The 25,704-nt window shown below is 29.1% G+C and carries 23 protein-coding genes; 18 read left to right on the forward strand and 5 right to left on the reverse strand.

Features of this window, described 5'->3' with window-relative positions; all coding sequences use genetic code 11:
* The first annotated feature begins 25 nt into the window (after window positions 1-25).
* From ETU10_RS09010 to serB, 3 genes are all read left to right on the forward strand, one after another.
* A complete protein-coding gene (locus tag ETU10_RS09010; protein WP_146263082.1) occupies window positions 26-1,675 on the forward strand; it encodes a ribonucleoside-diphosphate reductase subunit alpha in 1,650 nt (549 codons plus the stop codon).
* A 414-nt stretch (window positions 1,676-2,089) separates the two neighbouring features.
* Window positions 2,090-2,917 (forward strand): dihydropteroate synthase, encoded by an 828-nt coding sequence (gene folP / locus ETU10_RS09015; RefSeq protein WP_146311645.1) that lies wholly within the window; start codon window positions 2,090-2,092, stop codon window positions 2,915-2,917.
* Window positions 2,918-2,947: 30 nt separating this feature from the next.
* Entirely contained in the window at window positions 2,948-4,177 is a 1,230-nt protein-coding gene (gene serB / locus ETU10_RS09020) for a phosphoserine phosphatase SerB (RefSeq protein ID WP_146311647.1), read from the forward strand.
* 116 nt (window positions 4,178-4,293) lie between these two features.
* Here the strand turns inward: serB and ETU10_RS09025 are convergent, their stop codons facing one another.
* The gene (locus tag ETU10_RS09025; protein WP_146311649.1) at window positions 4,294-5,514 is read right to left on the reverse strand and encodes an ammonium transporter; all 1,221 of its coding nucleotides are present in this window, start codon (window positions 5,512-5,514) and stop codon (window positions 4,294-4,296) included.
* A 168-nt stretch (window positions 5,515-5,682) separates the two neighbouring features.
* On the opposite strand from ETU10_RS09025, the gene ETU10_RS09030 reads away from it, so the two are divergent.
* The 5 genes from ETU10_RS09030 to ETU10_RS09050 all read left to right on the forward strand — a co-directional run bounded on the left by ETU10_RS09030 (window position 5,683) and on the right by ETU10_RS09050 (window position 10,129).
* Entirely contained in the window at window positions 5,683-6,360 is a 678-nt protein-coding gene (locus tag ETU10_RS09030; RefSeq protein WP_146311651.1) for a TrmH family RNA methyltransferase, read from the forward strand.
* Window positions 6,357-7,253 carry a hypothetical protein gene (locus ETU10_RS09035; RefSeq protein WP_146311653.1) on the forward strand — a complete coding sequence of 299 codons (897 nt, stop codon included), beginning with the start codon at window positions 6,357-6,359 and terminating at the stop codon, window positions 7,251-7,253. The genes ETU10_RS09030 and ETU10_RS09035 overlap by 4 nt, the downstream gene beginning before the upstream one ends.
* Window positions 7,254-7,265: 12 nt before the next feature.
* Window positions 7,266-7,796: a GNAT family N-acetyltransferase gene (locus tag ETU10_RS09040; RefSeq protein ID WP_146311655.1), complete on the forward strand. Its 531-nt coding sequence runs from the start codon at window positions 7,266-7,268 to the stop codon at window positions 7,794-7,796.
* Between the two features lie 260 nt (window positions 7,797-8,056).
* The gene (locus ETU10_RS09045; protein ID WP_146311657.1) at window positions 8,057-9,250 is read left to right on the forward strand and encodes a DegT/DnrJ/EryC1/StrS family aminotransferase; all 1,194 of its coding nucleotides are present in this window, start codon (window positions 8,057-8,059) and stop codon (window positions 9,248-9,250) included.
* A gap of 111 nt (window positions 9,251-9,361) precedes the next feature.
* On the forward strand, window positions 9,362-10,129 hold the full coding sequence (locus ETU10_RS09050; RefSeq protein WP_146263074.1) for a hypothetical protein: 768 nt from the start codon (window positions 9,362-9,364) through the stop codon (window positions 10,127-10,129).
* A gap of 179 nt (window positions 10,130-10,308) precedes the next feature.
* Here ETU10_RS09050 and recQ read toward each other — a convergent pair whose 3' ends face one another.
* Window positions 10,309-12,507, reverse strand: coding sequence for a DNA helicase RecQ (recQ, locus tag ETU10_RS09055; RefSeq protein WP_146293153.1), 2,199 nt, complete (start codon window positions 12,505-12,507; stop codon window positions 10,309-10,311).
* A 93-nt stretch (window positions 12,508-12,600) separates the two neighbouring features.
* Here recQ and ETU10_RS09060 point away from each other — a divergent pair, with 93 nt between their 5' ends.
* Both ETU10_RS09060 and tatC read left to right on the forward strand, forming a co-directional pair.
* A complete protein-coding gene (locus tag ETU10_RS09060; RefSeq protein ID WP_146293151.1) occupies window positions 12,601-13,563 on the forward strand; it encodes a KpsF/GutQ family sugar-phosphate isomerase in 963 nt (320 codons plus the stop codon).
* A 26-nt stretch (window positions 13,564-13,589) separates the two neighbouring features.
* Entirely contained in the window at window positions 13,590-14,423 is an 834-nt protein-coding gene (gene tatC / locus ETU10_RS09065) for a twin-arginine translocase subunit TatC (protein WP_146311659.1), read from the forward strand.
* A 6-nt stretch (window positions 14,424-14,429) separates the two neighbouring features.
* Here tatC and ETU10_RS09070 read toward each other — a convergent pair whose 3' ends face one another.
* Both ETU10_RS09070 and ETU10_RS09075 read right to left on the reverse strand, forming a co-directional pair.
* The gene (locus ETU10_RS09070) at window positions 14,430-15,296 is read right to left on the reverse strand and encodes an EamA family transporter (RefSeq protein ID WP_146311661.1); all 867 of its coding nucleotides are present in this window, start codon (window positions 15,294-15,296) and stop codon (window positions 14,430-14,432) included.
* Between the two features lie 83 nt (window positions 15,297-15,379).
* The gene (locus ETU10_RS09075; RefSeq protein WP_146263070.1) at window positions 15,380-16,246 is read right to left on the reverse strand and encodes a sigma-70 family RNA polymerase sigma factor; all 867 of its coding nucleotides are present in this window, start codon (window positions 16,244-16,246) and stop codon (window positions 15,380-15,382) included.
* 232 nt (window positions 16,247-16,478) lie between these two features.
* On the opposite strand from ETU10_RS09075, the gene ETU10_RS09080 reads away from it, so the two are divergent.
* The 8 genes from ETU10_RS09080 (at window position 16,479) to rsgA (ending at window position 24,251) form a co-directional block, all read left to right on the forward strand.
* Window positions 16,479-17,420 carry a LysR family transcriptional regulator gene (locus tag ETU10_RS09080; protein ID WP_146263069.1) on the forward strand — a complete coding sequence of 314 codons (942 nt, stop codon included), beginning with the start codon at window positions 16,479-16,481 and terminating at the stop codon, window positions 17,418-17,420.
* 28 nt (window positions 17,421-17,448) lie between these two features.
* A complete protein-coding gene (locus ETU10_RS09085) occupies window positions 17,449-18,501 on the forward strand; it encodes an NAD(P)/FAD-dependent oxidoreductase (RefSeq protein ID WP_146311663.1) in 1,053 nt (350 codons plus the stop codon).
* Between the two features lie 4 nt (window positions 18,502-18,505).
* The gene (locus ETU10_RS09090) at window positions 18,506-18,835 is read left to right on the forward strand and encodes a 2Fe-2S iron-sulfur cluster-binding family protein (protein ID WP_146311665.1); all 330 of its coding nucleotides are present in this window, start codon (window positions 18,506-18,508) and stop codon (window positions 18,833-18,835) included.
* A 186-nt stretch (window positions 18,836-19,021) separates the two neighbouring features.
* A complete protein-coding gene (locus ETU10_RS09095) occupies window positions 19,022-19,885 on the forward strand; it encodes a DUF808 domain-containing protein (protein WP_146311667.1) in 864 nt (287 codons plus the stop codon).
* Between the two features lie 188 nt (window positions 19,886-20,073).
* Window positions 20,074-21,306 carry a DEAD/DEAH box helicase gene (locus tag ETU10_RS09100; protein WP_146311669.1) on the forward strand — a complete coding sequence of 411 codons (1,233 nt, stop codon included), beginning with the start codon at window positions 20,074-20,076 and terminating at the stop codon, window positions 21,304-21,306.
* Window positions 21,307-21,311: 5 nt separating this feature from the next.
* Window positions 21,312-22,091: a TIGR02757 family protein gene (locus ETU10_RS09105; RefSeq protein WP_146311671.1), complete on the forward strand. Its 780-nt coding sequence runs from the start codon at window positions 21,312-21,314 to the stop codon at window positions 22,089-22,091.
* 101 nt (window positions 22,092-22,192) lie between these two features.
* Window positions 22,193-23,272, forward strand: coding sequence for a bifunctional 3-deoxy-7-phosphoheptulonate synthase/chorismate mutase type II (locus ETU10_RS09110; RefSeq protein ID WP_146263063.1), 1,080 nt, complete (start codon window positions 22,193-22,195; stop codon window positions 23,270-23,272).
* Between the two features lie 64 nt (window positions 23,273-23,336).
* The gene (rsgA, locus tag ETU10_RS09115) at window positions 23,337-24,251 is read left to right on the forward strand and encodes a ribosome small subunit-dependent GTPase A (RefSeq protein ID WP_146311673.1); all 915 of its coding nucleotides are present in this window, start codon (window positions 23,337-23,339) and stop codon (window positions 24,249-24,251) included.
* A 61-nt stretch (window positions 24,252-24,312) separates the two neighbouring features.
* Here the strand turns inward: rsgA and ETU10_RS09120 are convergent, their stop codons facing one another.
* Window positions 24,313-25,701, reverse strand: a complete 1,389-nt coding sequence (locus ETU10_RS09120) for an efflux transporter outer membrane subunit (RefSeq protein WP_146311675.1) — start codon at window positions 25,699-25,701, stop codon at window positions 24,313-24,315.
* Window positions 25,702-25,704: the final 3 nt, after the last annotated feature.

The raw sequence follows: 25,704 nt of genomic DNA on the forward strand, positions 1-25,704 counted from the left end.
AAAAGAAACGATTAAATAAAAAAAAATGAACGAAAAACTTTGGTGGAAAAACTCCGAGAGCGAACAAATTTTAAACAGAGGATATTTATTAAAAGGAGAAACTGTAGAAGGTGCCATTGACAGAATTACTACGGCAGCTTCACAAAGATTATATAAGCCGGAATTAAAACAACCTTTCCAGGAGTTAATTGAAAGAGGCTGGATGAGCCTTAGTTCACCCATTTGGGCAAATATGGGAACAGAAAGAGGTTTGCCAATTTCTTGTTTCAATGTTCATATTACTGATAGTATTGAAGGGATCACTCATAAATTAGGAGAAGTAATTATGCAAACCAAAATAGGAGGGGGAACCTCTGGCTATTTTGGCGAACTCAGAGAAAGAGGTTCTGCCGTATCGGACAACGGAAAGAGTAGTGGGGCAGTAAGCTTTATGAAATTGTTTGATACTGCTATGGATACCATATCTCAAGGAGGAGTTAGAAGAGGAGCATTTGCTGCCTATTTAGATATAGATCATCCAGACATTGAAGAATTTCTAACCATTAAAGATATAGGAAACCCAATCCAAAATTTATTTTATGGAGTTTGCGTTCCCGATTATTGGATGCAAGAAATGATTGATGGTGATATTAGTAAAAGAAAAGTTTGGGCAAAAGTATTGGAAAGCCGACAACAAAAAGGGTTACCATATATATTCTTTTCAGACAATATAAATAAAAATAAACCACAAGTTTATAAAGATAAAGGATTAATCATTAAATCCTCCAATCTATGCTCAGAGATTATGCTACCGTCTACAGAAGAAGAGTCTTTTATATGTTGTTTGTCTTCAATGAATTTAGAATTATATGAAGAATGGAAAGATACTGAAGCTGTAAAATTAGCCATTTTCTTTTTAGATGCAGTTTTACAAGAATTTATAGCTAAAACTGAAGGAAATTATTATTTAACCGCTGCACACAATTTTGCGAAAAGACACAGAGCTTTAGGCCTAGGAGTTTTAGGTTGGCATTCTTATTTACAAAGAAATCGAATTCCTTTTGAAGGTATTCAAGCCAAACAAAAAACAGTAGAAATATTTAAACATATACACGATAAATCCAATAAAGCTACCGAAGATTTAGCTAGGATATATGGAGAGCCAGAATTGTTAAAAGGTTATGGTCGTAGAAATACAACTTTGATGGCAATAGCACCGACCACTTCATCCTCTGCAATATTGGGGCAAACCTCGCCAGGAATTGAACCTTTCAGTTCCAATTATTACAAAGCAGGGTTATCCAAAGGGAACTTTATGAGAAAAAATAAATACTTGGATGAGTTATTGACGGAAAAAGGAATCAATAACGAAGATACTTGGCGAAGTATAATGCTTAACGGAGGTAGCGTTCAGCATTTAAGCGAACTTACATATGAAGAAAAACAAGTATTTAAAACATTTAAAGAAATTAGCCAGCTAGAAATAGTACAGCAAGCAGCTATCAGACAAAAGTATGTAGATCAATCTCAATCCTTGAACTTGAATATACCGTCAGATTTACCTGTAAAAGACGTTAATCGACTTATTATTGAAGCATGGAAATTAGGGATTAAAACTTTATATTATCAAAGAAGTCAAAGTGTAGCTAAAGAATTAGTATTAAATCTGGTTAGTTGTAGCAGTTGCGAATCATAATACAATCTAAAATTTATAAAAAGGCTATTAATTTCTAATAGCCTTTTTATTTATCTTAAGTTTAGTATTAAATATATAAACTAAATTTTAGTCCTAATATTAACCATTCCAAAGTTTAATTGCTTAAACTTTCAATTTTAATTAATATAAATATAATAAGATATTAAATTTCAAATTATATTAATAAAATTATTAAAGATTTATAAAGAAAATAAATTAAAATTAGCTCTTAACTTTAATAGAATCAAGGGTTAAAAAGAAAAATCTATATTTGGTATATAATTTTAATATAAATTTAATAAATAACAAATTCTTTTATATAAAATACATCACTAAAAATTGTATAATATAGTTTACTTTTGAGTAATACTAATAAGCATATCTTAAATAAGAAACATTTTTACTTATTAATACATGAAATATTATATACAAGGAGAGAAAGTAAATTTAAATGAGCCCAAAGTTGCTGGAATACTTAATTTAACTGAAGATTCCTTTTTTGATGGTGGTTGCTATAATACAGAAAAAAAAGCCCTATTACAAGTTGAAAAATTAATTTCAGAGGGTGCAGATTTTTTAGATATTGGAGGACAATCCACCCGTCCAGGTTCAAAATTTATAACGGCTGAGGAAGAACTACAGCGAGTAATCCCAATTATAAAAATTATCAAGAAAGAATACCCGAAAATAAAACTCTCAATAGATACATTTTGGAGTAAAGTTGCCAATGAAAGCGTTCAAGAAGGGGTATGCATGATTAATGATGTTTCTGGAGGAACTATAGATCCTCAAATGTTACCAACCATAGGAAGGTTAAAAGTACCTTACGTACTCATGCATATGAGAGGAACACCACAAACCATGAATCAATATACAAAATATGAAAATTTAGTTGAAAATGTTGTTCAATATTTTGAAGAAAAAATTAAAGAAGCAAAGAATTTTGGAATAGAGAATCTATTCTTAGATCCTGGTTTTGGATTTAGTAAAACTTTAGAGCAAAATTATGAGCTACTAAATCAATTAAATCAATTAAAAAAATTTAATTTACCTATATACATAGGGATTTCTAGGAAAAAGATGATTTATGAAACCTTAAATATTTCTGTAGATGAAGCACTGGTAGGTACATCTGCATTGCATTTATACGCTTTGCTTCAAGGAGCAAATGTTTTAAGGGTTCATGACGTTAAAGAAGCAAAGCAAATGATAACTTTAGCCAAACAGATTAAATCAAATTAAAATATATATTTTTACTGAATCAATAAATTTATGCAAAATTCAGAAATAATTTTAGTTAATATAACCGGGGTTGATAAACCTGGTATAACAACTGCGCTTACTCATATTTTAGGAAAGTATAATGCCGAAATTTTAGACATAGGACAAGCCAATATTCATCATTCATTATCATTGGCGATAATTTTTAAGTCAGAAAACGGAAGTTCAGGGGATATTTTAAAAGAAATGTTGTTTAAAGCCAATAGCCTAAATGTAAATATACGCTTTTCACCTTTAACCACTGAAGATTATACTCATTGGGTACAAGTTCAGGGAAAAAATAGATTCATTATACATATTTTAGGAAAGGAACTAGGAGCAAATCAAATATCTGAAGTGGCTAACATTTTAGTAGAATTTAATTTAAATATTGAACGCATCATTCGTTTAACCCAAAGAATACCATTAAACAAAAAAACAAATAGAACTTGTTTTGAACTAGCCGTTAGAGGAAATATTACAGATGTTAAAGAAATTCAAAATAGATTGTTGGCTTTATCATCCCAATTAAATATCGATATAGCTTTACAAGAAGAAAATGGCTATAGAAGAATGCGACGCTTAATTTGTTTTGATATGGATTCTACTTTGATACAAACTGAAGTTATAGATGAGTTGGCAGATCGCGCAGGAGTAGGAGAAGAGGTTAGAGCCATTACAGAATCAGCCATGAATGGGGAAATAGACTTTACTGAAAGTTTTAAAAGAAGAATAAAGCTTTTGAAAGGCTTGGATGAATCTGTACTAAAAGAAATTGCTGAAAAACTACCTATCACCGAAGGATTAGAGAGATTAATGAAAATTTTAAAGAAAAGTGGATATAAAACTGCAATCATTTCTGGTGGTTTTACTTATTTTGGAGATTATTTGAAGAGTAGGTTTGGATTTGATTATGTGTTTGCAAACAAATTGGAAATTATTGATGGTAAATTAACCGGAAATTATTTAGATGATATTGTTGATGGCAATAAAAAAGCTGAATATTTACGACTACTTGCTAAACTTGAAAACATTGATATCCAACAAACGGTTGCAGTAGGGGATGGCGCTAATGATTTGCCAATGCTTTCAATTGCCGGCTTAGGAGTTGCATTTCATGCTAAACCCAAAGTTAAGGAAAGTGCCAATCATTCCTTATCTACCGTTGGTTTAGATGGAATATTATACTTTTTAGGGTTTAAAGATTCCGCAGAAAATACAGAAATGATGAATATTTCTTAAATGTTCATTTTACTTAAATAAATAAAATTTAAAAGCTCCATAAAGAATTATGGAGCTTTTTTTATAGATTATTCAAAATTTAAAAAGAGAGTTCTAAATAATTTTAGAAATAAGTTTTAATTTGAAGATTTACAATCAACAATTTCTGTAATATATTTTTGATCAAGACCCTTTTCTTGAACATCTTTAGGCACGCGTATAGAACCTGTAAGATCACAAATTTTAAAAATAGCCCAACAAACAATACAACTATAAACAATTACAATGCTTACGCCTAACAATTGAATTATAAATTGATGGAAACCTCCAGATACACCATCCAAATTACTAGCTGCAAAAATACCAACTAGAATACTACCGGTGACACCACCCATGCCATGAACCCCCCATACGCCTAAAGCATCGTCCAATTTCAATTTAATTGAAAGCTGTAAACATCCGTAACACACAAAGGCAGCAATAATTCCTATAAGTACAGAAGATTGTGGTGAAACATATCCTGAACAAGGAGTTATGGTCGCTAAACCTGCAACGGCTCCAGTGGTTAACTCAATGAAAGAGAATTTTTTATCGCGTAAATAACATATGATAACCCAAACAATAGTAGAAAAACCAGCAGCAATCCCTGTATTTGTGAAAGCAATGGCCGCATGCTCACCACTTACCAGAGCTCCTCCTGAATTAAAACCAAACCATCCAAATAATAGGATAGCAGCACCTAAAATCACTAAATTAATATTTCCGTAATCTTCAGAAGTTTTATAATATCTTTTTCCAAAAAACAATACGCCTACCAAAGCACTAAAACCTGCAGTTGCATGTATTACAGTACCACCGGCAAAGTCAACAAATCCCCATTTACTTAAAAAACCACCGCCCCATATCCAGTGAGCTACTGGAAAGTATATAAGAATCATCCATAAAATAAGAACTTTAACCCATCCCATAATTGTTATTCTACTTGCTATTGCCCCAGTCATTAAAGGTGCGGTAATGATAGCAAACATAAGTTGATACATAAAGAACATTAAAAAAGGAATGGAGGAACCGTATCTCGGATTAACGTTAAAATCTACTCCATGCAACATAAAATATTCAGTAGGAGATCCAACAACGCCACCTATATCCTTACCAAAAACTAAAGAGAAACCACCAAATGTCCACAAAATAGTTACAATGCCCATGGAAATGAAAGTATACATCATCATGGTAAGAGAATTTTTCTTAGGAACCAAACCTCCATAAAAGAAAGCCAGTCCTGGGATCATTAAGAAGACAAGTACTGTGGTAAGAACCATAAAGGAAACATTACCATTGTTGATCACATCAATATTCATATATTTTTTTTTAGTGTTTATTTTAAAAACTATTTAACCTCTAAAAGTAGCTTAAAGCTATTTAAGACAATTAATAAAGAGGTTAGATGATGTAAGCATAAACAAAACTTATACCATTTTTATATTTATAAATTTCCTTGGGTCTATTTAAATTTTTATTTTTGACTTATGTATAAAGGGATTGAAAATAATTTAGAACTGTATGAATATTTAAAAGAGTTTTTAACAGAGGATAAATTAAAAAAAATAGAGAATTTAGTCAACTTTAGAACTGAATTTGTTGTGCCTGTAATTGAAGATATTTATCAGTTTAGAAATGCGGCTGCAATAGTTCGTAGTATGGAAGCATTTGGGTTTCAATCTTTGTATGCTTTGCAGAATAGAAATGAATTTTCTCCTGAAACTACCGTTTCTCGAGGGGCTGATAAATGGATAGATATTAACTATATGTCTTCAGGAATAGAATCATTAATTAAAATTAAGGAGAAAGGATATCAAATGGTAGCAGTATCTCCAGAAAAGAATGCAATCCCTATTCATGATTTTATAATAGATAAGCCCACAGCTTTAATTTTTGGTACTGAATTTAAAGGCGTGACAATAGAAACATTGAATTTTGCAGACTATTCTCTTTCAATACCTATGAAAGGATTTACGGAAAGTTTAAACGTTTCTGTTGCTGCAGGCATATGCTTTTATGAATTTAGAAAACAGTTAGAACGTAGCAAATTAGATTGGAAGATTTCTGATGAACGAAAAATAAATTTAAAAACTCAATGGGCGATTAATTCAATTAGTTCTGGAAAGGAAATTGCTGAATATTATTTAAAAAAAATTAACAAATGAAAGTAAAAATAACAATTATAGTAGTATTGTTTTTTTGGGTTGTTGGTAAAGCACAGGATATAGAAAATATCACATATACCGATAAAGATAATAAAGAAGTACCAGCATTCAGTTTTAGCTTACCGGTTTGTAATAAAGAAACTGTACTAAGTGTTTGGAAAAATTTTATTAAAAAGCAAGGAGGTAAGGCTAGAGGGGGAGTAATCAATAAATTAAACGGTGTAAATTTAAAATTCGATCCTAAAGGAGATTTATGGAATGGAATTTTGGTTTATGAATATGTTGGTGATAAAAGTATGAATATTTTTACTTCTTTTCAAGATTCAGAGGGCATTTATATTAATGATAAGTCAAGTGAAAGATCTTTGGCTCTACCAGTTCTTAATGATTTTAAAAATAATATGAATTGGATCTGCACACAACAAGATTTGGTAGGAGCTAAAAACTATAATCTTTCTTTAGAGAAAGAAAGAATTAGAAATACAGATCGAATTTTATTTTTAGAAAAAGGGATTCAACAAACCAATAACAGAATTGAAGTTCTAAACTCCCAGACGTCGGATATTAATGAAGCTAAAGTATCTAAATTAAAAGAGGATATACAGAATTATCAAAAAGAAATTTCACAATTGAAAGAGCAAAACTTATCCTTAGAAAAAGAAATTGAAGCACAAAAAATTGTAATACAACATTTTCAAGATAGATTGGATGGATTAGAAGGGAATGGCAATAATAATGATCCAAAAATTTTATCCAACGAATGGGATCAGAAAGAATCTATAAATGATAATTCGAATAATAGTTTAAATGATAGTCAAAGTACAGAAAAATTAGATAATATAAATCAAGTTGAATCATTGGATGATTCCTTAGAATTATATTTTAATCAATAAATTAAATTTTTTATGAGATTACAAAAACTAAACATGGATGATAAAAGAGAAATTTCATTTATTGAAAATCTTTATGAAGAATCATTTCCTAAAAATGAACGAAGACCTAAAGAAAGAATGCTTAATGTATACAAAGATGAGCCGAAATTTCAAATTTTATTAGCATGGAGTGAAAATAATCCTGTAGGATTTTTTAACTATTGGGATTTAGGCACTTTTATATTTGTTGAACATTTTGCGGTTTGTTCTAAACATAGAAACAAAGGCTACGGCAGTAAAATTTTAAATTCAATTAAATCTAAGGTTTCTAAGCCTATAATTTTAGAAGTAGAATTACCCATAGAAGAAATGGCTAAACGGAGAATTATTTTTTATGAAAGAGAAGGCTTTACACTTTGGGATAAGGTAAATTATAATCAACCATCTTATTACAACGATGGTAAAAGTTACCCAATGAAACTGATGGCTTTGGGTAAATTAAGTGAAAATTCTGATTCTCAAAACATTATAAACTTAATTCATACAATTCCCTATAAACATTAAGTTTTTTAATAAATTTTAAAATAACCATGGGTTAAGTTTACCAGAATAAATCTAAAATTTGTATTCTAGCTTTAGAAATGTAACAAGAATAAATTTAAATTTTGATAATCTCTATATAAATTGAGTTTAATTTATATTAATGTATTTTATAATGAATTAATGGTTTTATTTTAAATAAATTCCTGCAACCATTAAATTTTCTAATTTAGTATCTTTGTTTGTTGATCATTTCAATAAAATAATATTAAAAATATAAGATTATGCCAGGATATGAGCTTTGGGGTGAAGAAGAGAAAAAACACCTAAATGACGTTATTGAAAGTGGAATTTTAATGCGTTATAATTTTGAAACTTTAAGAAATAATCATTGGAAGGCAAAAGAATTAGAGCAATCCATTCAAAAAAAGATGAATGTAAGTTATGCACAACTTACAACAAGTGGAACAACTGCTTTAATTACAGCTTTAAATTCTGCAGGAATTGGAGCGGGGGATGAAGTAATTTTGCCAACTTTTACCTTTGTAGCAAGTTTTGAAGCTGTGCTTAGTGTGGGAGCTATACCTGTTTTGGTCGATATTGACGACACTTTAACTATGGATCCTAAATCTGTTGAAAAAGCTATTTCACCAAGAACTAAAGTAATTATGCCTGTACATATGTGTGGAGAGATGGCAGATTTAACTTTACTAAAAGAACTAGCAAAAAAACATAATATACTCTTAATTGAAGATGCGTGCCAAGCATTTGGAGGAACCTATAAAGGAAAATATTTAGGTACTATAGGAGACTTAGGTTGTTTTTCTTTTGATTTTGTTAAAACCATTACTTGTGGAGAAGGTGGAGCTGTAGTTACTAATAATCATGATTATTATATCCATGCAGATCAGTATACAGATCATGGCCATGACCATGTTGGTAATAATAGAGGAGCTGAGAATCATCCCTATTTAGGTTTAAATTATAGAATTTCAGAATTAAATGCAGCAGTGGGTTTAGCACAATTTGAAAAATTAGATAAAATTCTTAGTATTCAAAGGAATAATAAACAAGTTTTTAAAGATGCTCTAAAAGATATCGAAGGGGTAGAATTTAGAAGAATCCTTGATGAAAAAGGAGACAATGCTTCATTTTTAAGTATTTTTTTACCAACGAAAGAAAAAGCAAAGGAAGCCTCTCAATTATTGGTTTCTAAAGGAATTGGCAATGCCTATTGGTTTGATAATAATTGGCATTATATAAAAAAGTGGGATCATTTAAAACTTTTGAAAACCCTAGCTCCGCTGTATAAAGAACATAAAGAGTTATTACCGAATTATGCCAATGCAGATTATACACAGTCGGATAACATATTAAGTAGAACAATTACAATTCCTATCTCTTTATTATGGACTGAGGAAGAATTAGCTAAAAAAGCGCAAATTTTAAGAAGTTCTATCCTTGAAATAATACAATAGATATTCTTATAAAATTTTTAATTTCATAAGTAAATAGAGGATAAAATATCCTCTATTTTTTTTGCTAAGGAAATATTTTATATATTTAGGTAAATATATAAACTAAATGTTATGAAAAAAAATTATCTATGGCTATTACTAATTTTATTTTTTCAACTTAATGCACAGCAAATAGATTCTTTAAGCATTGCTAATCCACTATATTCTGAGTATAAATCTTTAAGCTTCATACCCACTTATAAATTTTCAAAAATAAGTAAACTTCTTGCTAAATCTGGAATTAAGAATATTTCAAACAATGGTTCTGAAAATAAGATTGTTCCAGTTATTTTGAGTGATGAAGATTTTAATCAGTTGTCATTCAAAGAGAAATTCACGTATGTGATGGCTTACCCTGAAAATTTGAATAAAAATATAATTTTAAATACTTCTTTAGATCGGAATGATAAGATAAATGCTCATTTACCCTATCATGATCAAGATATCATATGGAGCATACGAGAAATTGATTTCCTTAGAAACAATAGAAACGAAGTACTAAAACTTATAAAAGAAAACTCGCTGAAACAACCTAATATAGGACTTAATTTTAAATTAATATTACGGGAATTAAATGCTACGGAAATGATTCCTTTCCTAATAAGTAGTTTCAAAAAAAGTGATAAAAAAGATTATGAGATTCTTACTTTGCTTATGTTACTTGTTAAAGATAATAACTATTTTCCATTTATGAAATCCAATATATGTTATCACTTATATATACAAAATAAAGACTCCAATGAAATGTACTTGGATATCTTAGAAAGTAATGTAGGATATATTTTAAGTACAGCTAAGAATTACTATTCACAATTGCCTAAACCTAACAAGACTTTGTAGTTCAAATAAAAATATACTATTTAAAGTAAATATTTATTGAAAAATGATTAAAAAGGAAAATTATTGATACTTAATTCCTACTAAATTAATGAAAGCATCAAATGAATTAGTAACCATTTGAACTTAACATATTATAAATAGAAGGAAATTAAAATTGACTTTTTTATTTAAAATTTTAATTAATTAGCAACATCGCTAATAAATTTTATTCTCATAATACGTAATTCTTCATCAGAATAATCTTCTCCAAATTCTTCAAGTAATACAGACATTTTATCACTTTCAGACTCCATTAAAAAATCAATGATTTCTTGTTGTTGATCTTCATCTAATAATTCATCTACATAATAGTTGATGTTTAATTTAGTTCCTTGATAAACGATACTTTCCATCTCGTCTAGTAACTCACTCATAGAAAGATCTTTTGCTTTAGCAATATCCTCAAAATCTAATTTTCTATCCGTATTTTGAATTATAAAAACTTTATGAGAGGATTTATTAGCAATTTGTTTAATAACTAAATCATCCGGTTTAATAATATCATGATCTTCGATATATTTAGCGATATAATCAATAAATTCTTTTCCAAATTTTTTTGCTTTACCTTCCCCAACTCCAAAGATATTTCCCATTTCAACTAGAGATGTAGGATATTGTAAAGCCATATCTTCTAAACTTGGATCTTGAAAAACAGCGAATGGAGGAATATTAAATTTTTTAGCAACTTTTTTACGAATATTTTTTAAATCTTCAAATAAAGTTTTATCAATAGCATTATTGTTTCCAGAGGGTTGTACAATAGTATTGCTATTTTCTATTTCTTGATTATAATCCCAATCTTCAGCCATTTGTATAGAAGTAGGATTAGATATAAAACTTTTCCCTAAATCCGTTAATTTTAAAACGCCATAAGTCTCTATGTCTTTAGCTAGGAAGTTATGAACGATAGCTTGTCTAACAATAGATTTCCAAAAATTTTCTGTTTTATCTTTTCCAAAACCGAAATAATTTTCTGAACTAATTTTATAAGATTTAATTATAGCGGTTTCCTTACCTGTAGCTATATGGACTAAATCTTTAATTTTAAGTTTTTCTTTGGTTTTTTCAACAATCGAAAGCATTTGCTGAATTTCCTTGGAAACTTCAGTTAAAGGCTTAGGGTTTAGTGAATTATCATCCATTTTTGCACCTAATCCGTTAACTTCATCAAAAACTTCCCCAAAATAATGCAAAAGGTATTTCCTTCTAGACATTGAAGTTTCAGCATAACCAACAACTTCCTGTAATAATTGCATACCAATCTCTCTCTCAGAAACTGATTTAGATGCTAAGAATTTTTCTAATTTTTCAATATCCTTATAATCATAAAAGGCAATACATTTTCCCTCACCTCCATCTCTACCAGCTCTACCCGTTTCTTGATAATAACTTTCCAGACTTTTAGGAATATCATAATGGAAAACAAATCGAACATCAGGTTTATCTATCCCCATTCCAAAGGCAATAGTAGCACAGATAACATCTACTTCTTCCATTAAAAATTTATCCTGATGGCTGGCTCTTAGTTTACTTTCTAATCCCGCATGATAGGGAAGTGCATTTATGCCATTAATTTTTAACAACTCTGCTAGCTCTTCCACTTTTTTTCTGCTTAAGCAATAAATTATTCCTGATTTGTTAGGATTTTCTTTAATATATTTTATAATTTGCTTTTCAGGATTAATTTTACTTCTTACTTCATAAAATAAATTTGGACGATTAAAAGAAGATTTAAAAACTTTGGCATCAGTCATACCCAAATTTTTTTGTATGTCATCCTGAACTTTAGGTGTTGCCGTTGCTGTTAAAGCAATGATTGGTACTTTACCAATTTTTTCAATGATGGCTCTTAAATTTCTATATTCGGGTCTAAAATCATGCCCCCATTCAGAGATACAATGTGCTTCATCAATAGCAAAAAAAGATATTTCAATACTTTTTAAAAATTCAACATATTCTTCTTTTATCAAAGATTCTGGTGCTACATATAATAGTTTTGTAACTCCAGATATAATATCATCTTTAACTTTTTTTATTTCTGTTTTATTTTGAGAAGAATTAAGTACATGCGCAACTCCTTCGTTGGAAGAAATACCTCTGATGGCATCTACTTGGTTTTTCATAAGAGCAATTAATGGAGATACAACAATAGCAGTACCATTAGAAATTAATGCTGGTAGTTGATAGCATAAGGATTTTCCTCCTCCTGTAGGCATCAAAACAAATACATTATTACCTTCAAGTAAACTAGTAATAATTTCTTCTTGTGGCTTTTTAAAGGTGCTAAATCCAAAATATTTTTTTAAGGATTTAGATAAGTCTTTTTCTAAAGAATTCATCTTTTAACTGTAGTTTTTTTTTAAATTTGCCAATGTTATTGTGAATTTTAAAAATACAATAATATTCTCTAACAAAAAAATAATATTTATATTTTGGAAAAACATAAGATTTTAGAGTTGGGTAAAAATACGTTAAGTTTAGAAATAAAAGAATTAAATTCTTTAAATGATCGCTTGGGAGAAGATTTTGTAGAAGCTGTAAATCTTATTTTAGGATGTGAAGGAAAAATAATTTTTTGTGGAGTTGGGAAAAGCGCTCATATAGCTAATAAATTAGTTGCTACATTTAATTCAACGGGAACTCCTGCTCAGTTTTTGCATGCTGCTGAAGCTAAGCATGGGGATCTAGGAGTTATTAGATCAGAAGATATAGCTATTTGTATTTCCAATAGTGGAACTTCAATGGAGATTCAAGAGGTAGTACCGTATTTAAAAAAATATTCATCACGCCTAATAGCGATGACATCCAATAAAAATTGTTTATTGGCCGAGCAAGCCGATGTAATCTTAGACACAAAGGTTGATAAAGAAGCAGATCCTAATAATTTAGCACCTACCACGTCTACTATTGTACAACTAGCATTGGGAGATGCATTGGCAATCACTCTTTTACAAGTAAAAGGTTTTAAATCTGAAGATTTTGCGAAATTTCATCCTGGAGGAGCATTAGGAAAAAATTTATTATGGAAAGTTGAACAATTTGTTAAACAAATCCATAAACCTCAAATATGTTTAAATTCTCACTTAAAAGAAGTTATAAATTCATTAACTTCTTCTTCCCATGGTATTACTGTAATTGTAGATAATGAAAAAGTTGTGGGTGTAATTACTGATGGAGATTTAAGAAGAGTTTTGTCTAAAGATGTAGATTATAACAAAATTACAGCTAAGGAAATTATGTCTGTGCATCCTAAAACCATACAAAAAGATGAACTTGCAAGTGTTGCTTTTACTCAATTTAAAGATAATCAAATTGGTCAATTAGTTGTTTTGGATGGAGAAAAATATTTTGGAATTATTGATTTACATGTTCTTTTAGAAAATGGATACAAATAATATATTGACTTTATATATAATTATTAATGGCTAATAAAAAGAAAAATACTGCGAATATGCCTTTTCTTTCTCATGTAGGTGAATTAAGAAAACATATTCTGAGATGTTTACTTGCGGTATGTTTAGGAGCTTCATTGGTGGGTTGGAAAATTCATTTTGTTATGGATCATATAATATTTGGTCCAGTAAATAAGAATTTTATAACTTTTAAAATAATGAATTTTATAAGTCAATTATTTGGTTCTCAGGACGTATTTGTAATGCCGGATCACTTTCCCATCCAAGTAAGAAGAATCTTTGAACAATTAAACACAGCATTTTATATAGCTGTTGCAGGGGGGCTGATCTTAGTGTTTCCTTACATTATCTATGAAATGTGGAAGTTTATTGCTCCAGGTTTAAAGCCAAGGGAAAAGAAAAACTCACTATCATTTTTTATAGCTACATATTTTTTATTCATCATAGGTTGTTCCTTTGGTTATTTTTTAGTTACCCCCTTAACCATGCATTTTGGTTATTTTTTTAATATTTCAGATACCATAAAAGTGAATATAGATTTATCCAGCTATATTAGCATTTTACTTCAAACTGTTCTAGGTATGGGATTTGTATTTTTATTACCAATTATTGTTTATGTTTTAACAAGCTTAGGTATATTGACTCCAAAATTTTTAAAAACCTATAGAAGACATGCCGTAATAATAATACTAATCATTGCAGGATTTATTACTCCTGGAGATATTCCTTCTATGTTAGTGGCATCTTGTCCCTTATATTTGCTTTATGAAGCTAGCATATTAGTATCAACAATTGTTTATAAAAGAAATAATGTTAAGGAAAATAGTATTATTGCTAAGTAAGTGAATCTAAATTTTTGAAATTAAAACTATTGAGATTAAGGCTAGTAACAAACCCCAATAGTTTAGTTTAGACATTTTTTCTTTAAAAAAGATAATTCCAACTATACTTCCAAAAACAATGACTCCCAAGTTCATTGTAGCGAATACAATAGAAGGATTATCTTTTAGGGTTTGGTGAGCTCTTAAATAAAATAAAACATTACCAAAATTAAATATTCCTACTCCAAGTCCCCAGAATATGGCGGATAAATTGAATTTTTGCTTTCTATAAATAATTAAAATTACGCTAAAAATAAATGAACCTATAAAAATTATAAAGGTTGAAGTAATAAAGGAAATGTTTGAATTTTGAATGGCAATAATTTTATATAGAATACTTACCATACCCATTCCTAGAAATATTAATAAGGGTAAATACCATTTATTTAGCATGGAAGGTTTAGCTTTATTTCTATTTATCTTTTCATAAAAAATAAAAAATATAGAAATAAATCCGATACATAAACCGAATACTTTGTTTAAATGAAAAGATTCATTAAAAAATACAAAAGAGGCAATAATTGTTAAGAGTAAGGATATTCTTTGAGCAATATCAGTTTTTGCAATCCCAATATATTTAATGGATTGTCCGATAAGTAAAAAAAGACTAGGCATTAATATACTCATAAGAATATAGATTCCCCATGGAATTTTAGTAAAATTTATTGTGAATATATCAGGTTTAAATATAAGATAACAAAGTATTGCCGAGAAAAGATAATTATAAGTAATTATTTGAAATAAAAGATTCTTACTGTTATTTTTAGTACTATAAATTTTAAGAATTATGGAGACAGCTACATTAAAAATAACACTAATAATAATTTCTATCATAATAAAATTTAATTGTTTATAAAAAATGAAAAAAGAATCAATATACTAATATATTGATTCTTTTAGCTAAATTAGAATAGAATTTATTTTCCTAAGTAAGATTTTAATATTTTACTTCTACTGGTATGTTTTAATCTACGGATTGCTTTTTCTTTAATTTGTCTAACCCTTTCACGAGTTAAGTCAAATGTTTCTCCTATTTCTTCTAAGGTCATAGGATGTTGTCCACTTAAACCAAAGTATAAGCGAATAAGATCTGCCTCTCTAGGGGTAAGTGTAGAAAGTGATCGTTCAATTTCAGTTTGTAAAGATTCCAGCATTAAATCCTTATCAGGACTAGGGGATTCTCCTGAACGAAGTACATCATACAAATTAGAATCTTCTCCTTCAACTAAAGGAGCATCCATGGAAAGATGTCTACCAGAGTTTTTCATGGATTCTTTAATGTCTTCTTCACTCATATCCAGAACTTCACTTAATTCTGCGGCAGAAGGTGCTCTTTCATGTTCTTGCTCTAGATGAGCATAAGCTTTATTTATTTTATTAATAGATCCAATTTTATTTAAAGGTAATCGTACAATTCTGGATTGTTCTGCAAGAGCTTGAAGAATAGATTGTCTAATCCACCAAACTGCATAAGAAATAAACTTAAAACCTCTAGTTTCATCGAAACGCTTAGCTGCTTTTATCAAGCCCAAATTTCCTTCATTAATTAAATCCGGCAAACTTAAACCTTGGTTTTGGTATTGCTTCGCTACAGATACCACAAACCTTAAATTGGCTTTGGTTAATTTTTCTAAAGCTACTCTATCTCCAGCTTTTATACGTTGTGCTAAGTCTACCTCTTCATCAGCAGTAATTAAATCCACCTTCCCAATTTCTTGTAAATATTTATCAAGAGAAGCGGTTTCACGGTTAGTTACCTGTTTGGTAATTTTTAATTGTCTCATCTTTAAAATAGAATGCTAAGTTAAAATATTTAAAAAAGTATTTAAGTTTTAAAATAAAATATAGAATTAAAACATAAATTATTTTATTATTGTGTTTTTCATTAATAAATGTATATACGAGAAGAATATAAATAAGGTTACAAAATATTTAGATTATTTTTAAAAGATATTTAAAATCGTAGTTTTTTTAGTAAATTGCGTCTTAAAACAAAACCATAAAGCTTAATAACTAATGACTTTAATACAGCTTCAATATGTATTGACGGTGGCACAATACAAAAACTTTACAGTAGCCGCAGAAAAAGCATTTGTAAGTCAGCCCACATTAAGCATGCAAATTCAAAAATTAGAAAAAGCTTTGGGAGTTGAGTTGTTTGATAGAACAACGAATCCTATAAAAATCACATCTATAGGCGAAAAAATTATTTCTCAAGCTAGGATCATTTTGCAGGAGGCTGATAAACTACCCAAAATTGTTGAAGAAGATAAAAAAAGCATGAATGGAATTGTAAAAATTGGTATAATTCCAACAATAATTCCAACATTAGTTCCATTATTTTTTAAAATTTTTAAAAATAAACATCCAGAGTCAGAACTAATTATTAAAGAGCTTAAAACAGAAGATATTTTAAAGTCATTAAAAAACGATGAGATAGACTTTGCTATTGTTAGCACGCCATTAAATAATGATTACCCTATAATTGAAAGACCAATATATAGAGAACCTCTGGTAGCTTATATTTCTCCGCAAGACGATTTATATAAAGAAGATTTATTAGAAATTGACAAATTAGATTTTAATAATTTGTTGATGCTAGAAGAAGGTCATTGTTTTAGAGATCACGTATTAGATCTTTGCAAGTATAAAGATTCCATTCATTCCAATATTAAATTGGAAAGTGGTAGTTTTTCTACAATTGTAAGTTTAGTGAATGAAGGTTTTGGTTTTACCATACTTCCATTGCTTGAATCTGAAAACTTATCTGAAACCGATAAGAAAAATTTAAGATATTTTAAAAATTCTCCCTCTAGGGAGATTTCATTAATTTATTCTTCCAACCAAATAAGACTTACATTTGCTGATAAATTTATTGAGCTTATTAAAAGCATATTGAGAGGGAAGTTATTTTTAGAGGAAAAGATTGATAACAAACCACAGTTAAAAATAGTTTAAAATTTAATTATTAAAATTAACTAGTATAATGATTGAAACGGATATATTAATTATAGGAGCGGGGCCTACCGGACTTTTTACTGTATTTGAAGCAGGACTATTAAAATTAAGATGTCACATTATAGATTCTTTACCCAACCCTGGTGGACAATTGGTTGAATTATATCCCAAAAAGCCTATTTTTGACATTCCCGGTTTTCCAACCATTCAAGCCGCAGAATTAATTCAAAATTTACAAGAGCAAATAAAGCAATTTGAACCTGGTTTTACATTAAATGAAGTTGCGCAAACCATTGATAAAAAAGAAGACGGTACTTTTATAGTGACTACTGATAAAGGAACTCAGCATAAGGCTAAAGCTATAGCTATAGCAGCAGGTCTAGGGAGCTTTGAACCTAGAAAACCTTTAATCGAAAATATTGAAAAATATGAAGGTAAAGGGGTTGAATACTTTATAAAAAATCCTGAACTATATAGAAATAAAAAATTAGTGATAGCTGGAGGTGGGGATTCTGCCTTAGATTGGAGTATATTTTTATCAGATATAGCCGAGGAAGTAACTTTGGTACATAGAAGAAATGAATTTAGAGGAGCCTTAGATTCTGTAGAAAAAGTACAAGATTTAAAAAATAAAGGTAAAATTAAACTTATAACTCCAGCAGAAGTTATAGGCATTCATGGAGATGGTAAATTAGAATCCTTAATTATAGAGAAAGAAAATAAAAAAAATGAAATATTCACAGATTATTTCATTCCCTTGTTTGGATTAACTCCTAAGCTAGGACCTATAGCAGAATGGGGATTAGAGATTGAGAAAAATGCTATTAAAGTTAATAATGCTTTAGATTACCAAACCAATATTGAGGGTATTTATGCCATTGGAGATATTAATATCTATCCAGGAAAATTAAAACTAATCCTTTGCGGCTTTCATGAAGCAACATTAATGTGCCAAAGCATTTATAATCGAATAAATCCCAATAAAAAATATGTTTTAAAATATACGACGGTTGGAGGGATACAAGGATTCGATGGTACAATAAAAGAGGCAGAGAAAGCAGTAGTTAAATCCATAGAATAAACAAATGTCAGAAGTCAAAATAACTATAATAGATAGAAAGGGTACTAAACATGAGGTAGTAGCACCCACCGATATGTCTATGAACCTTATGGAGGTAATCAGAGCTTATGAAATAGAACCGGAAGGGACTATAGGTATATGTGGAGGAATGGCAATGTGTGCCTCTTGTCAAGTATACATATTAAATAATCAAGATAGTCTTTCACCCAAAAGTGATGAAGAAGATGCCATGCTTTCTGAAGCATTTAATGTAAAAGAAAATAGCCGTTTAGGATGTCAAATACCTATTCAACAAAATATAGATGGCTTAGAAATACAAATTGCCCAGGAATAAATTTATTATAATTAGTATTTTAAAAAGCAATATTTATAAATATAGTTCATAGTTCATAAAACTCATTAGTTAGCAGATTTATAATTATTTATAAAATATACGATACAATAAAAATTTAAAGGTTTAAGAAATATAGATTTTAATTCAAAAATAAATTTATATTTTTGAATTAAAATTAAACCTACTATGGCTTCAGGAATATTTGCTATATTGGATGATATAGCCGCACTAATGGATGATGTAGCAGTCACTACAAAACTAGCTACAGGCAAAACAGCTGGCATTTTGGGAGATGATTTAGCTGTTAACGCAGAAAAAGCTACAGGATTTGTTTCTTCTAGAGAATTACCCGTATTATGGAAAATTACAAAAGGTTCTTTAATTAATAAAATAATAATTGTACCTATTGCAATTGCATTAAATTTATTTTTTCCAGTAGTTATTCAATACATTTTAATTCTGGGTGGCTTTTATTTAGCTTATGAAGGAGTAGAAAAAATTTTCGAATATTTTTTTCATAAAAATCAACATATAAAAAAAGAAGATGTTACAAATCTTGAAAATGATCCAATTGCTGAAAAGAAAAAAATAAAATCAGCAATATTTACAGATTTTATTCTTTCTATTGAGATAGTAATTATTGCCTTAGGTACAGTAGCCAACCAACCATTATGGATTGAAATTTTTACAGTTTCCATTGTAGCTTTTATAGCGACAGTAGGGGTTTACGGAATTGTAGCTTTAATAGTTCGTTTGGATGATATGGGTAATTTTCTAATTTTAAAATCTAAAGGAAAAGGGATATTAACAGCAATAGGAAAGCTTCTAATCAAATCTTTACCAATTATAATAAAAGTTTTATCCATTGTAGGAACAATTGCATTATTAATGGTTTCCGGAGGAATTTTTGATCATAATATAAATTTTGTTCATCACATTTCATTACAACCAGAAATTTTGAAACAAATCATATTGGGATTGATTGCTGGTTCTATCATTTTATTATTAGTTTCAGGAATAAAACAACTAGTAAAGACAGTAAAATCTTAAAATCATCAAGTTTTATTATATCTATAATTTGATCTTAATAGTAAGTATATAATTGGTGAATTAATAAAAAAGCATACAACTATTTAAGTAATAAAATATTTTATTTTAAAACGTTATAACAAATTAAAAGTCTACCTTTACGGATCATTAAAATAAGAAAAGTCCGTTAAATCTAGGACTAATATAGTATGACATTTGAAAAATTAAATTTAGTTGAGCCTATACTAAGAGCTCTAAAAGATCAAAACTACATAAACCCAACTCCAATACAAGCACAAGCGATCCCCATTCTTTTAGAAGGTAAAGATTTATTAGGCGTTGCACAAACAGGAACCGGTAAAACAGCTGCTTTTTCAATTCCAATCATTCAACAACTACACCAAAATCTAAATAAAAATAGAGGACGTAACATCAAAGCATTGATACTTACACCCACTAGAGAATTGGCTATACAAATTGAAGAAAATATTAAGGAATATAGCAAATATACAAATTTGCGTCACACCGTTATTTTTGGAGGAGTTCCACAAAAAAAACAAACAGATACACTTCGTTCAGGAGTTAATATTTTAATAGCTACTCCGGGAAGATTATTAGATTTAATTAATCAAAAGTTTATAAATCTGAAAACCTTAGAATATTTTGTTTTAGATGAGGCAGACCAAATGCTAGATATGGGATTTATACACGATATAAAAAAAATATTGCCTTTATTACCCAATAAAAGACAATCATTATTCTTTTCTGCAACAATGCCTCCGGAAATTGAAAAATTAGCCAATAACATATTAAACCATCCTTCAAGAATTGAAGTAACTCCAGTATCGTCTACGGTTGATAAAATAGAACAGTCATTGTATTATGTAGAAAAGGCGAACAAAATTAAATTATTAATTGAACTGCTTCAAAATAAAAATTTAGAATCTATACTTGTTTTTGCAAAAACCAAACATGGTTCAGACAAGATTTCAAAGCAATTAAATCAGGTAGGTATAAGAACAGAAGCTATTCATGGGAATAAATCACAGAATGCTAGACAAAATGCTCTTAAAAATTTTAAGGATAAATCCACAAGAGTACTTATAGCTACAGATATTGCAGCTCGGGGTATTGATGTAGATCACCTATCACATGTGTTTAATTATGATTTGCCTAATGTTCCTGAAACCTATGTGCATCGTATTGGAAGAACAGGCCGTGCAGGGCGTAACGGTGTAGCGATTGCCTTTTGCGATCATGATGAATTACCATTACTAAAAGATATTCATAAATTAATTAAGAAAGATATTACTATTGTTAAAGAGCATACTTTTAGGAATGATGAAATAGAATCTTCTTTTTCAAAAAATTTTAAGAAGAAAGAAAATAATTTTAAAAGGAATTTCAAACCAAAAAATAAAAAGAGAAGCTTAAAAGTTTAACTTTTATGAATTTCGATGAACTCAAATTATTTTTAGATGAAAAGTTTGAAGAATACAATCATCATCGATTTATAGAAACAGATCCTATACAAATACCGCATCAGTTTACCAGCAAAGAAGATATTGAGATAATTGGGTTTTTAATAGCTACAATTGCATGGGGAAATAGAAAAAGTATTTTAAAAAGTTCTGAAAAAGTGGTTAATTATTTAGAAGGGGAACCCTATAATTTTATATTAAATCATACAGAAAATGATTTAAAAAAAATTGAAAGGTGTGTGCATAGAACTTTTAATTCTGAGGATTTGATATATTTTATAAAATCATTACAAAATATTTATAAAAATAGAGGAGGACTTGAAAAAATTTTTTCAACCCATAAAGATGAATCAAATACATTTTATGCTATAGAAAGATTTCGGAAAGTATTTTTTGAAATTTTACCATTACAAAGAACACAAAAACATGTAAGTAGCCCATTAAAAAATTCTTCTTCAAAAAGAATAAACATGTATTTACGGTGGATGGTTAGAAAAGATAATAAGGGCGTTGATTTTGGTTTGTGGCAGAGCATTTCACCTTCTCAATTGATGTGTCCTTTGGATATTCATTCGGGAAATACAGCAAGAACTCTAAAACTTCTAAATAGAAATCAAAACGATTGGAAATCTGTGGTTGAACTTACCAATAATTTGAAAAAATTTGACAAAGATGACCCTGTTAAATACGATTATTCCTTGTTTGGTTTAGGCGTTTTTGAAAATTTTGTAAATAAATTTAAATAAAATAATGGCATTTTTAGTGAAAATATTGCATTATAATTTAGATTTGAGAAAATAATATTTAAATTTGAAATTAAATATTGTGCTTAACTAAGTTTTAGATTATGAGTATACGAGATATAAATCAAGATTGGATTAATCAGTTTGACAAGCCACTGATTATTGCTGGGCCATGTAGTGCTGAAAGCGAAAAACAAGTAATGGAAATAGCGGAACGTTTAGATAAAGATTATGTACAAGTTTATCGTGCAGGAATTTGGAAACCTAGAACCAAACCAGGAAGCTTTGAAGGAGTAGGGGCTATAGGATTGAATTGGTTAAGAAGAGTAAAAGAAGAATTTGGTATGCTTACGGCTACCGAAATAGCAAATGCTTCGCATGCTAAATTAGCTTTGGAGTTTGATATAGATTATTTATGGATAGGAGCTAGATCTACGGTTAATCCCTTTGCAATGCAAGAAATTGCAGAATCACTAAGAGATACAGATAAAGTAGTTTTAGTTAAAAATCCTGTAAATCCTGATTTGGATTTGTGGATTGGTGGATTAGAAAGATTAGCAGCTCAAGGCATAAAAAAATTAGGAGTTATTCATAGAGGTTTTTCTTCTAACAATAAGTCTAAATATAGAAATAACCCACAATGGCAAATTGCTTTAGAACTTAAAGATAGATTTCCTAATATACCTATTATTTGCGATCCATCCCATATTGGTGGAACTAGAGAACTAATTTCAGAGATTGCTCAACAGGCGTTTAATTTGGAATACAATGGTTTAATGATTGAAACTCATTGTAACCCAGACGAAGCATGGAGTGATGCTAAACAACAAATTACTCCAGAAAGATTAAAAGAAATTTTAGTAGATCTTACTATTAGAAAGAAAAATGATCTTTCAGATGATTTTTCTTCTAAATTAAACAGATACAGAGGAGAAATTGATGAATTAGACAACCAATTGTTAGGTTTATTAGCTTCAAGAATGGATGTTGCTAAGAAAATTGGAATTCTTAAAAAAGATCATAACGTTGCTATTTTTCAACCAGACAGATGGAATGTTTTAAAGAAATTAGCTATTAGAAATGGCTCTAGAATGGGTTTATCTGAAGAATTTTTAGATCATTTATTAATCTCTATTCATAAAGAATCAGTAGATTTACAAAACAAAATCATGGATGATATATAATGATTTTTACAATATTTATATAATTGAAATGCATCTTTAATGATGCATTTTTTATTTTAAAAAAATGAAGCAAGCAACAATTATTAAATCCACAGGAAGTTGGTATTTATTAAAAGATAAAATAACTAGTACTATTTACGAAGCCAGAATAAGAGGGAAGTTTAAAAAAGAAAAAATTAGTACAACCAATCCATTGGCGGTTGGAGATGAAGTAGATTACGAACTTCATGAGGATGGAGTGGCATGGATAACAACTATACATCCTAGAAAAAATTATATCATTCGTAAGTCTGTAAACTTGTCAAAATCTACACATATTTTAGCTTCAAATATAGATTTAGCATGTATTATTTTTACCATTAAAAATCCACAAACTTCTTTGGGATTTCTAAATAGATTATTGATTACTTGTGAAGCTTATCATATTCCGGTTTTAATTGTTATTAATAAAATTGATTTATTAATAAACGAAGAAGATTTAAAAGAAATTAAAGAGGTAACTCATATTTATAAAAAAATTGGTTATGATATATTAGAGATATCAGCCAATAAAAATATTAATATTGATATTTTAAAAAATTTATTAAAAAATAAAGTAAGTCTTTTTTTAGGACATTCTGGGAGTGGTAAAAGTTCTACAATTAATGCTTTACAACCAGATTTGGATTTAAAAACATCTGTGATTTCAAATTCTAATGATAAAGGAAAACATACTACAACCTTTGCTCAAATGTATGATTGGAGTTTTGGAGGAAGTATTATTGACATTCCAGGAATTAAAGAATTTGAGTTGGTTGAAATTAGTAAGGAGGAATTACAAAATTTTTTTCCGGAAATATATAAATTTCGTTCTTGGTGTAAATTTCATAATTGTTTGCATTTAAATGAACCCAATTGTGCAGTTATAAAAGCTGTTGATGAAGATGAAATATCTGAGAGAAGATATTCAAATTATTTGAAAATTTTGAAAGATCTATGATTTATAACTAAAAAAGTCTGAATATTTTAATTCAGACTTTTTTAGTTTAAATTGTTATTTATTAATTAACGCCTCCACCTAAAGCTTTATATAAATTTATCGCAGATTGGAGTTGTTGAAGTCTATCATTTACTTGATTTAGCTTAGCACTTAATAAGTTTTGCTCAGCAGTTAAAACCTCTGTATAGTTGGCATTGCTATATATCAAAAGTTCTTTTGTAAAATCCACAGACTTTTGTAAGGCTTCAATTTGCAAATTCCTTCCTGTATCTTTACTTTTAGCTTTTTCGTAAGAATATAAAGCATTGGAAACCTCCATACCAGAATTAAGTACGGCTTTTTTAAAGTTTAGTAATGCTTCTTCTTGTTTGGCTTGGCTTATTCTGAGCTGGCTTTTAAGTTTTCCTTGGTTAAATATAGGTTGTGTTAATCCACCCACTATATTTGCAAACATACTAGAGTAATCAAAAAAATTGTTTAAATTTTGATAGGTTGAATATCCTACGTTGCCTGTTAAGGTTAATGAGGGATATAAGGATGCTTTAGCTATATTAGTATTTTCAAAAGAAGCCCTATATGCATATTCGTACATCATCACATCCGGTCTTTTAGACAAGAGTTGTACAGGAACTCCGTATTCAAGTTCAGTAGGAATTACTTGTTCCTCTATTTTAGATCTAACAATTGGACCTGGTTCTTTTCCAAGAAGTAAACTAATTGAATTTTCCAATGTTTTAATATTGGATTCCAAGTCAGGAACATTCAATTTTGTAGAATAAAGTAAAGCTTTACTTTGTTCTACGGCAGCACCAGTAACTATATTAGCTTCTTTCAGATATTGCATGGTTTGAACATTATCTTCTAATAGTTTAATGGTGTTTTTCATTATTTTAAGTTGTTCATCGTAAGCCAACAAATTAAAATAACTGTTTGCAATATTTGCAATTAAAGAAGTTTGAGTGACCAGTCTATAAGCATCACTTTGATAGTAAGAAGCTAAAGCTGAACGTTTGGTACTTGCAATCTTGCCCCAAATATCAGCTTCCCAACTTGCGGTTGCAGATAGTTGAGGGATTTCAGAATGTGTTCTAAATCCTGAGCCTTTTACTTCATTAAGTTTACTATTACTATAAGAAGCTTCCGCTGATAAAGTAGGTAAATATCCTAATTTTGCAGATCTTAAACTTGCTTCAGATTGTTTAATACGTGTTACAGCAATTTGTAAATCAAGATTATTTTGTAAACCCTCTTTAATAAGGTTTTGTAGATTTATATCTTTAAAAAAATTGCTCCATGGAATATCAGCGATAGTTGTACTATCCTTGCTGTTCATATCACGATAAAGTTTATTATCTATGATTTCAGGAGTCTCATACTTTGCCGTAACACAGGAAGTGAGTGAACCTGCCAGGGCTAAAATAGTTATATATTGAATTGGTTGAATTTTCATTCT

This window comes from Apibacter muscae (assembly GCF_007845595.1).
Taxonomy (GTDB): Bacteria; Bacteroidota; Bacteroidia; order Flavobacteriales; family Weeksellaceae; genus Apibacter; species Apibacter muscae.

Coding starts and splice junctions, on each gene's coding strand:
- ETU10_RS09075 (WP_146263070.1), bottom strand. CDS start 16,246: ATGAGACAATTAAAAATTACCAAACAGGTAACTAACCGTGAAACCGCT.
- ETU10_RS09085 (WP_146311663.1), top strand. CDS start 17,449: ATGATTGAAACGGATATATTAATTATAGGAGCGGGGCCTACCGGACTT.
- folP (WP_146311645.1), top strand. CDS start 2,090: ATGAAATATTATATACAAGGAGAGAAAGTAAATTTAAATGAGCCCAAA.
- ETU10_RS09030 (WP_146311651.1), top strand. CDS start 5,683: ATGTATAAAGGGATTGAAAATAATTTAGAACTGTATGAATATTTAAAA.
- ETU10_RS09010 (WP_146263082.1), top strand. CDS start 26: ATGAACGAAAAACTTTGGTGGAAAAACTCCGAGAGCGAACAAATTTTA.
- ETU10_RS09095 (WP_146311667.1), top strand. CDS start 19,022: ATGGCTTCAGGAATATTTGCTATATTGGATGATATAGCCGCACTAATG.
- ETU10_RS09100 (WP_146311669.1), top strand. CDS start 20,074: ATGACATTTGAAAAATTAAATTTAGTTGAGCCTATACTAAGAGCTCTA.
- ETU10_RS09080 (WP_146263069.1), top strand. CDS start 16,479: ATGACTTTAATACAGCTTCAATATGTATTGACGGTGGCACAATACAAA.
- ETU10_RS09070 (WP_146311661.1), bottom strand. CDS start 15,296: ATGATAGAAATTATTATTAGTGTTATTTTTAATGTAGCTGTCTCCATA.
- ETU10_RS09110 (WP_146263063.1), top strand. CDS start 22,193: ATGAGTATACGAGATATAAATCAAGATTGGATTAATCAGTTTGACAAG.
- ETU10_RS09040 (WP_146311655.1), top strand. CDS start 7,266: ATGAGATTACAAAAACTAAACATGGATGATAAAAGAGAAATTTCATTT.
- serB (WP_146311647.1), top strand. CDS start 2,948: ATGCAAAATTCAGAAATAATTTTAGTTAATATAACCGGGGTTGATAAA.
- tatC (WP_146311659.1), top strand. CDS start 13,590: ATGGCTAATAAAAAGAAAAATACTGCGAATATGCCTTTTCTTTCTCAT.
- ETU10_RS09090 (WP_146311665.1), top strand. CDS start 18,506: ATGTCAGAAGTCAAAATAACTATAATAGATAGAAAGGGTACTAAACAT.
- recQ (WP_146293153.1), bottom strand. CDS start 12,507: ATGAATTCTTTAGAAAAAGACTTATCTAAATCCTTAAAAAAATATTTT.
- ETU10_RS09050 (WP_146263074.1), top strand. CDS start 9,362: ATGAAAAAAAATTATCTATGGCTATTACTAATTTTATTTTTTCAACTT.
- ETU10_RS09035 (WP_146311653.1), top strand. CDS start 6,357: ATGAAAGTAAAAATAACAATTATAGTAGTATTGTTTTTTTGGGTTGTT.
- ETU10_RS09025 (WP_146311649.1), bottom strand. CDS start 5,514: ATGAATATTGATGTGATCAACAATGGTAATGTTTCCTTTATGGTTCTT.
- ETU10_RS09120 (WP_146311675.1), bottom strand. CDS start 25,701: ATGAAAATTCAACCAATTCAATATATAACTATTTTAGCCCTGGCAGGT.
- ETU10_RS09045 (WP_146311657.1), top strand. CDS start 8,057: ATGCCAGGATATGAGCTTTGGGGTGAAGAAGAGAAAAAACACCTAAAT.
- ETU10_RS09105 (WP_146311671.1), top strand. CDS start 21,312: ATGAATTTCGATGAACTCAAATTATTTTTAGATGAAAAGTTTGAAGAA.
- rsgA (WP_146311673.1), top strand. CDS start 23,337: ATGAAGCAAGCAACAATTATTAAATCCACAGGAAGTTGGTATTTATTA.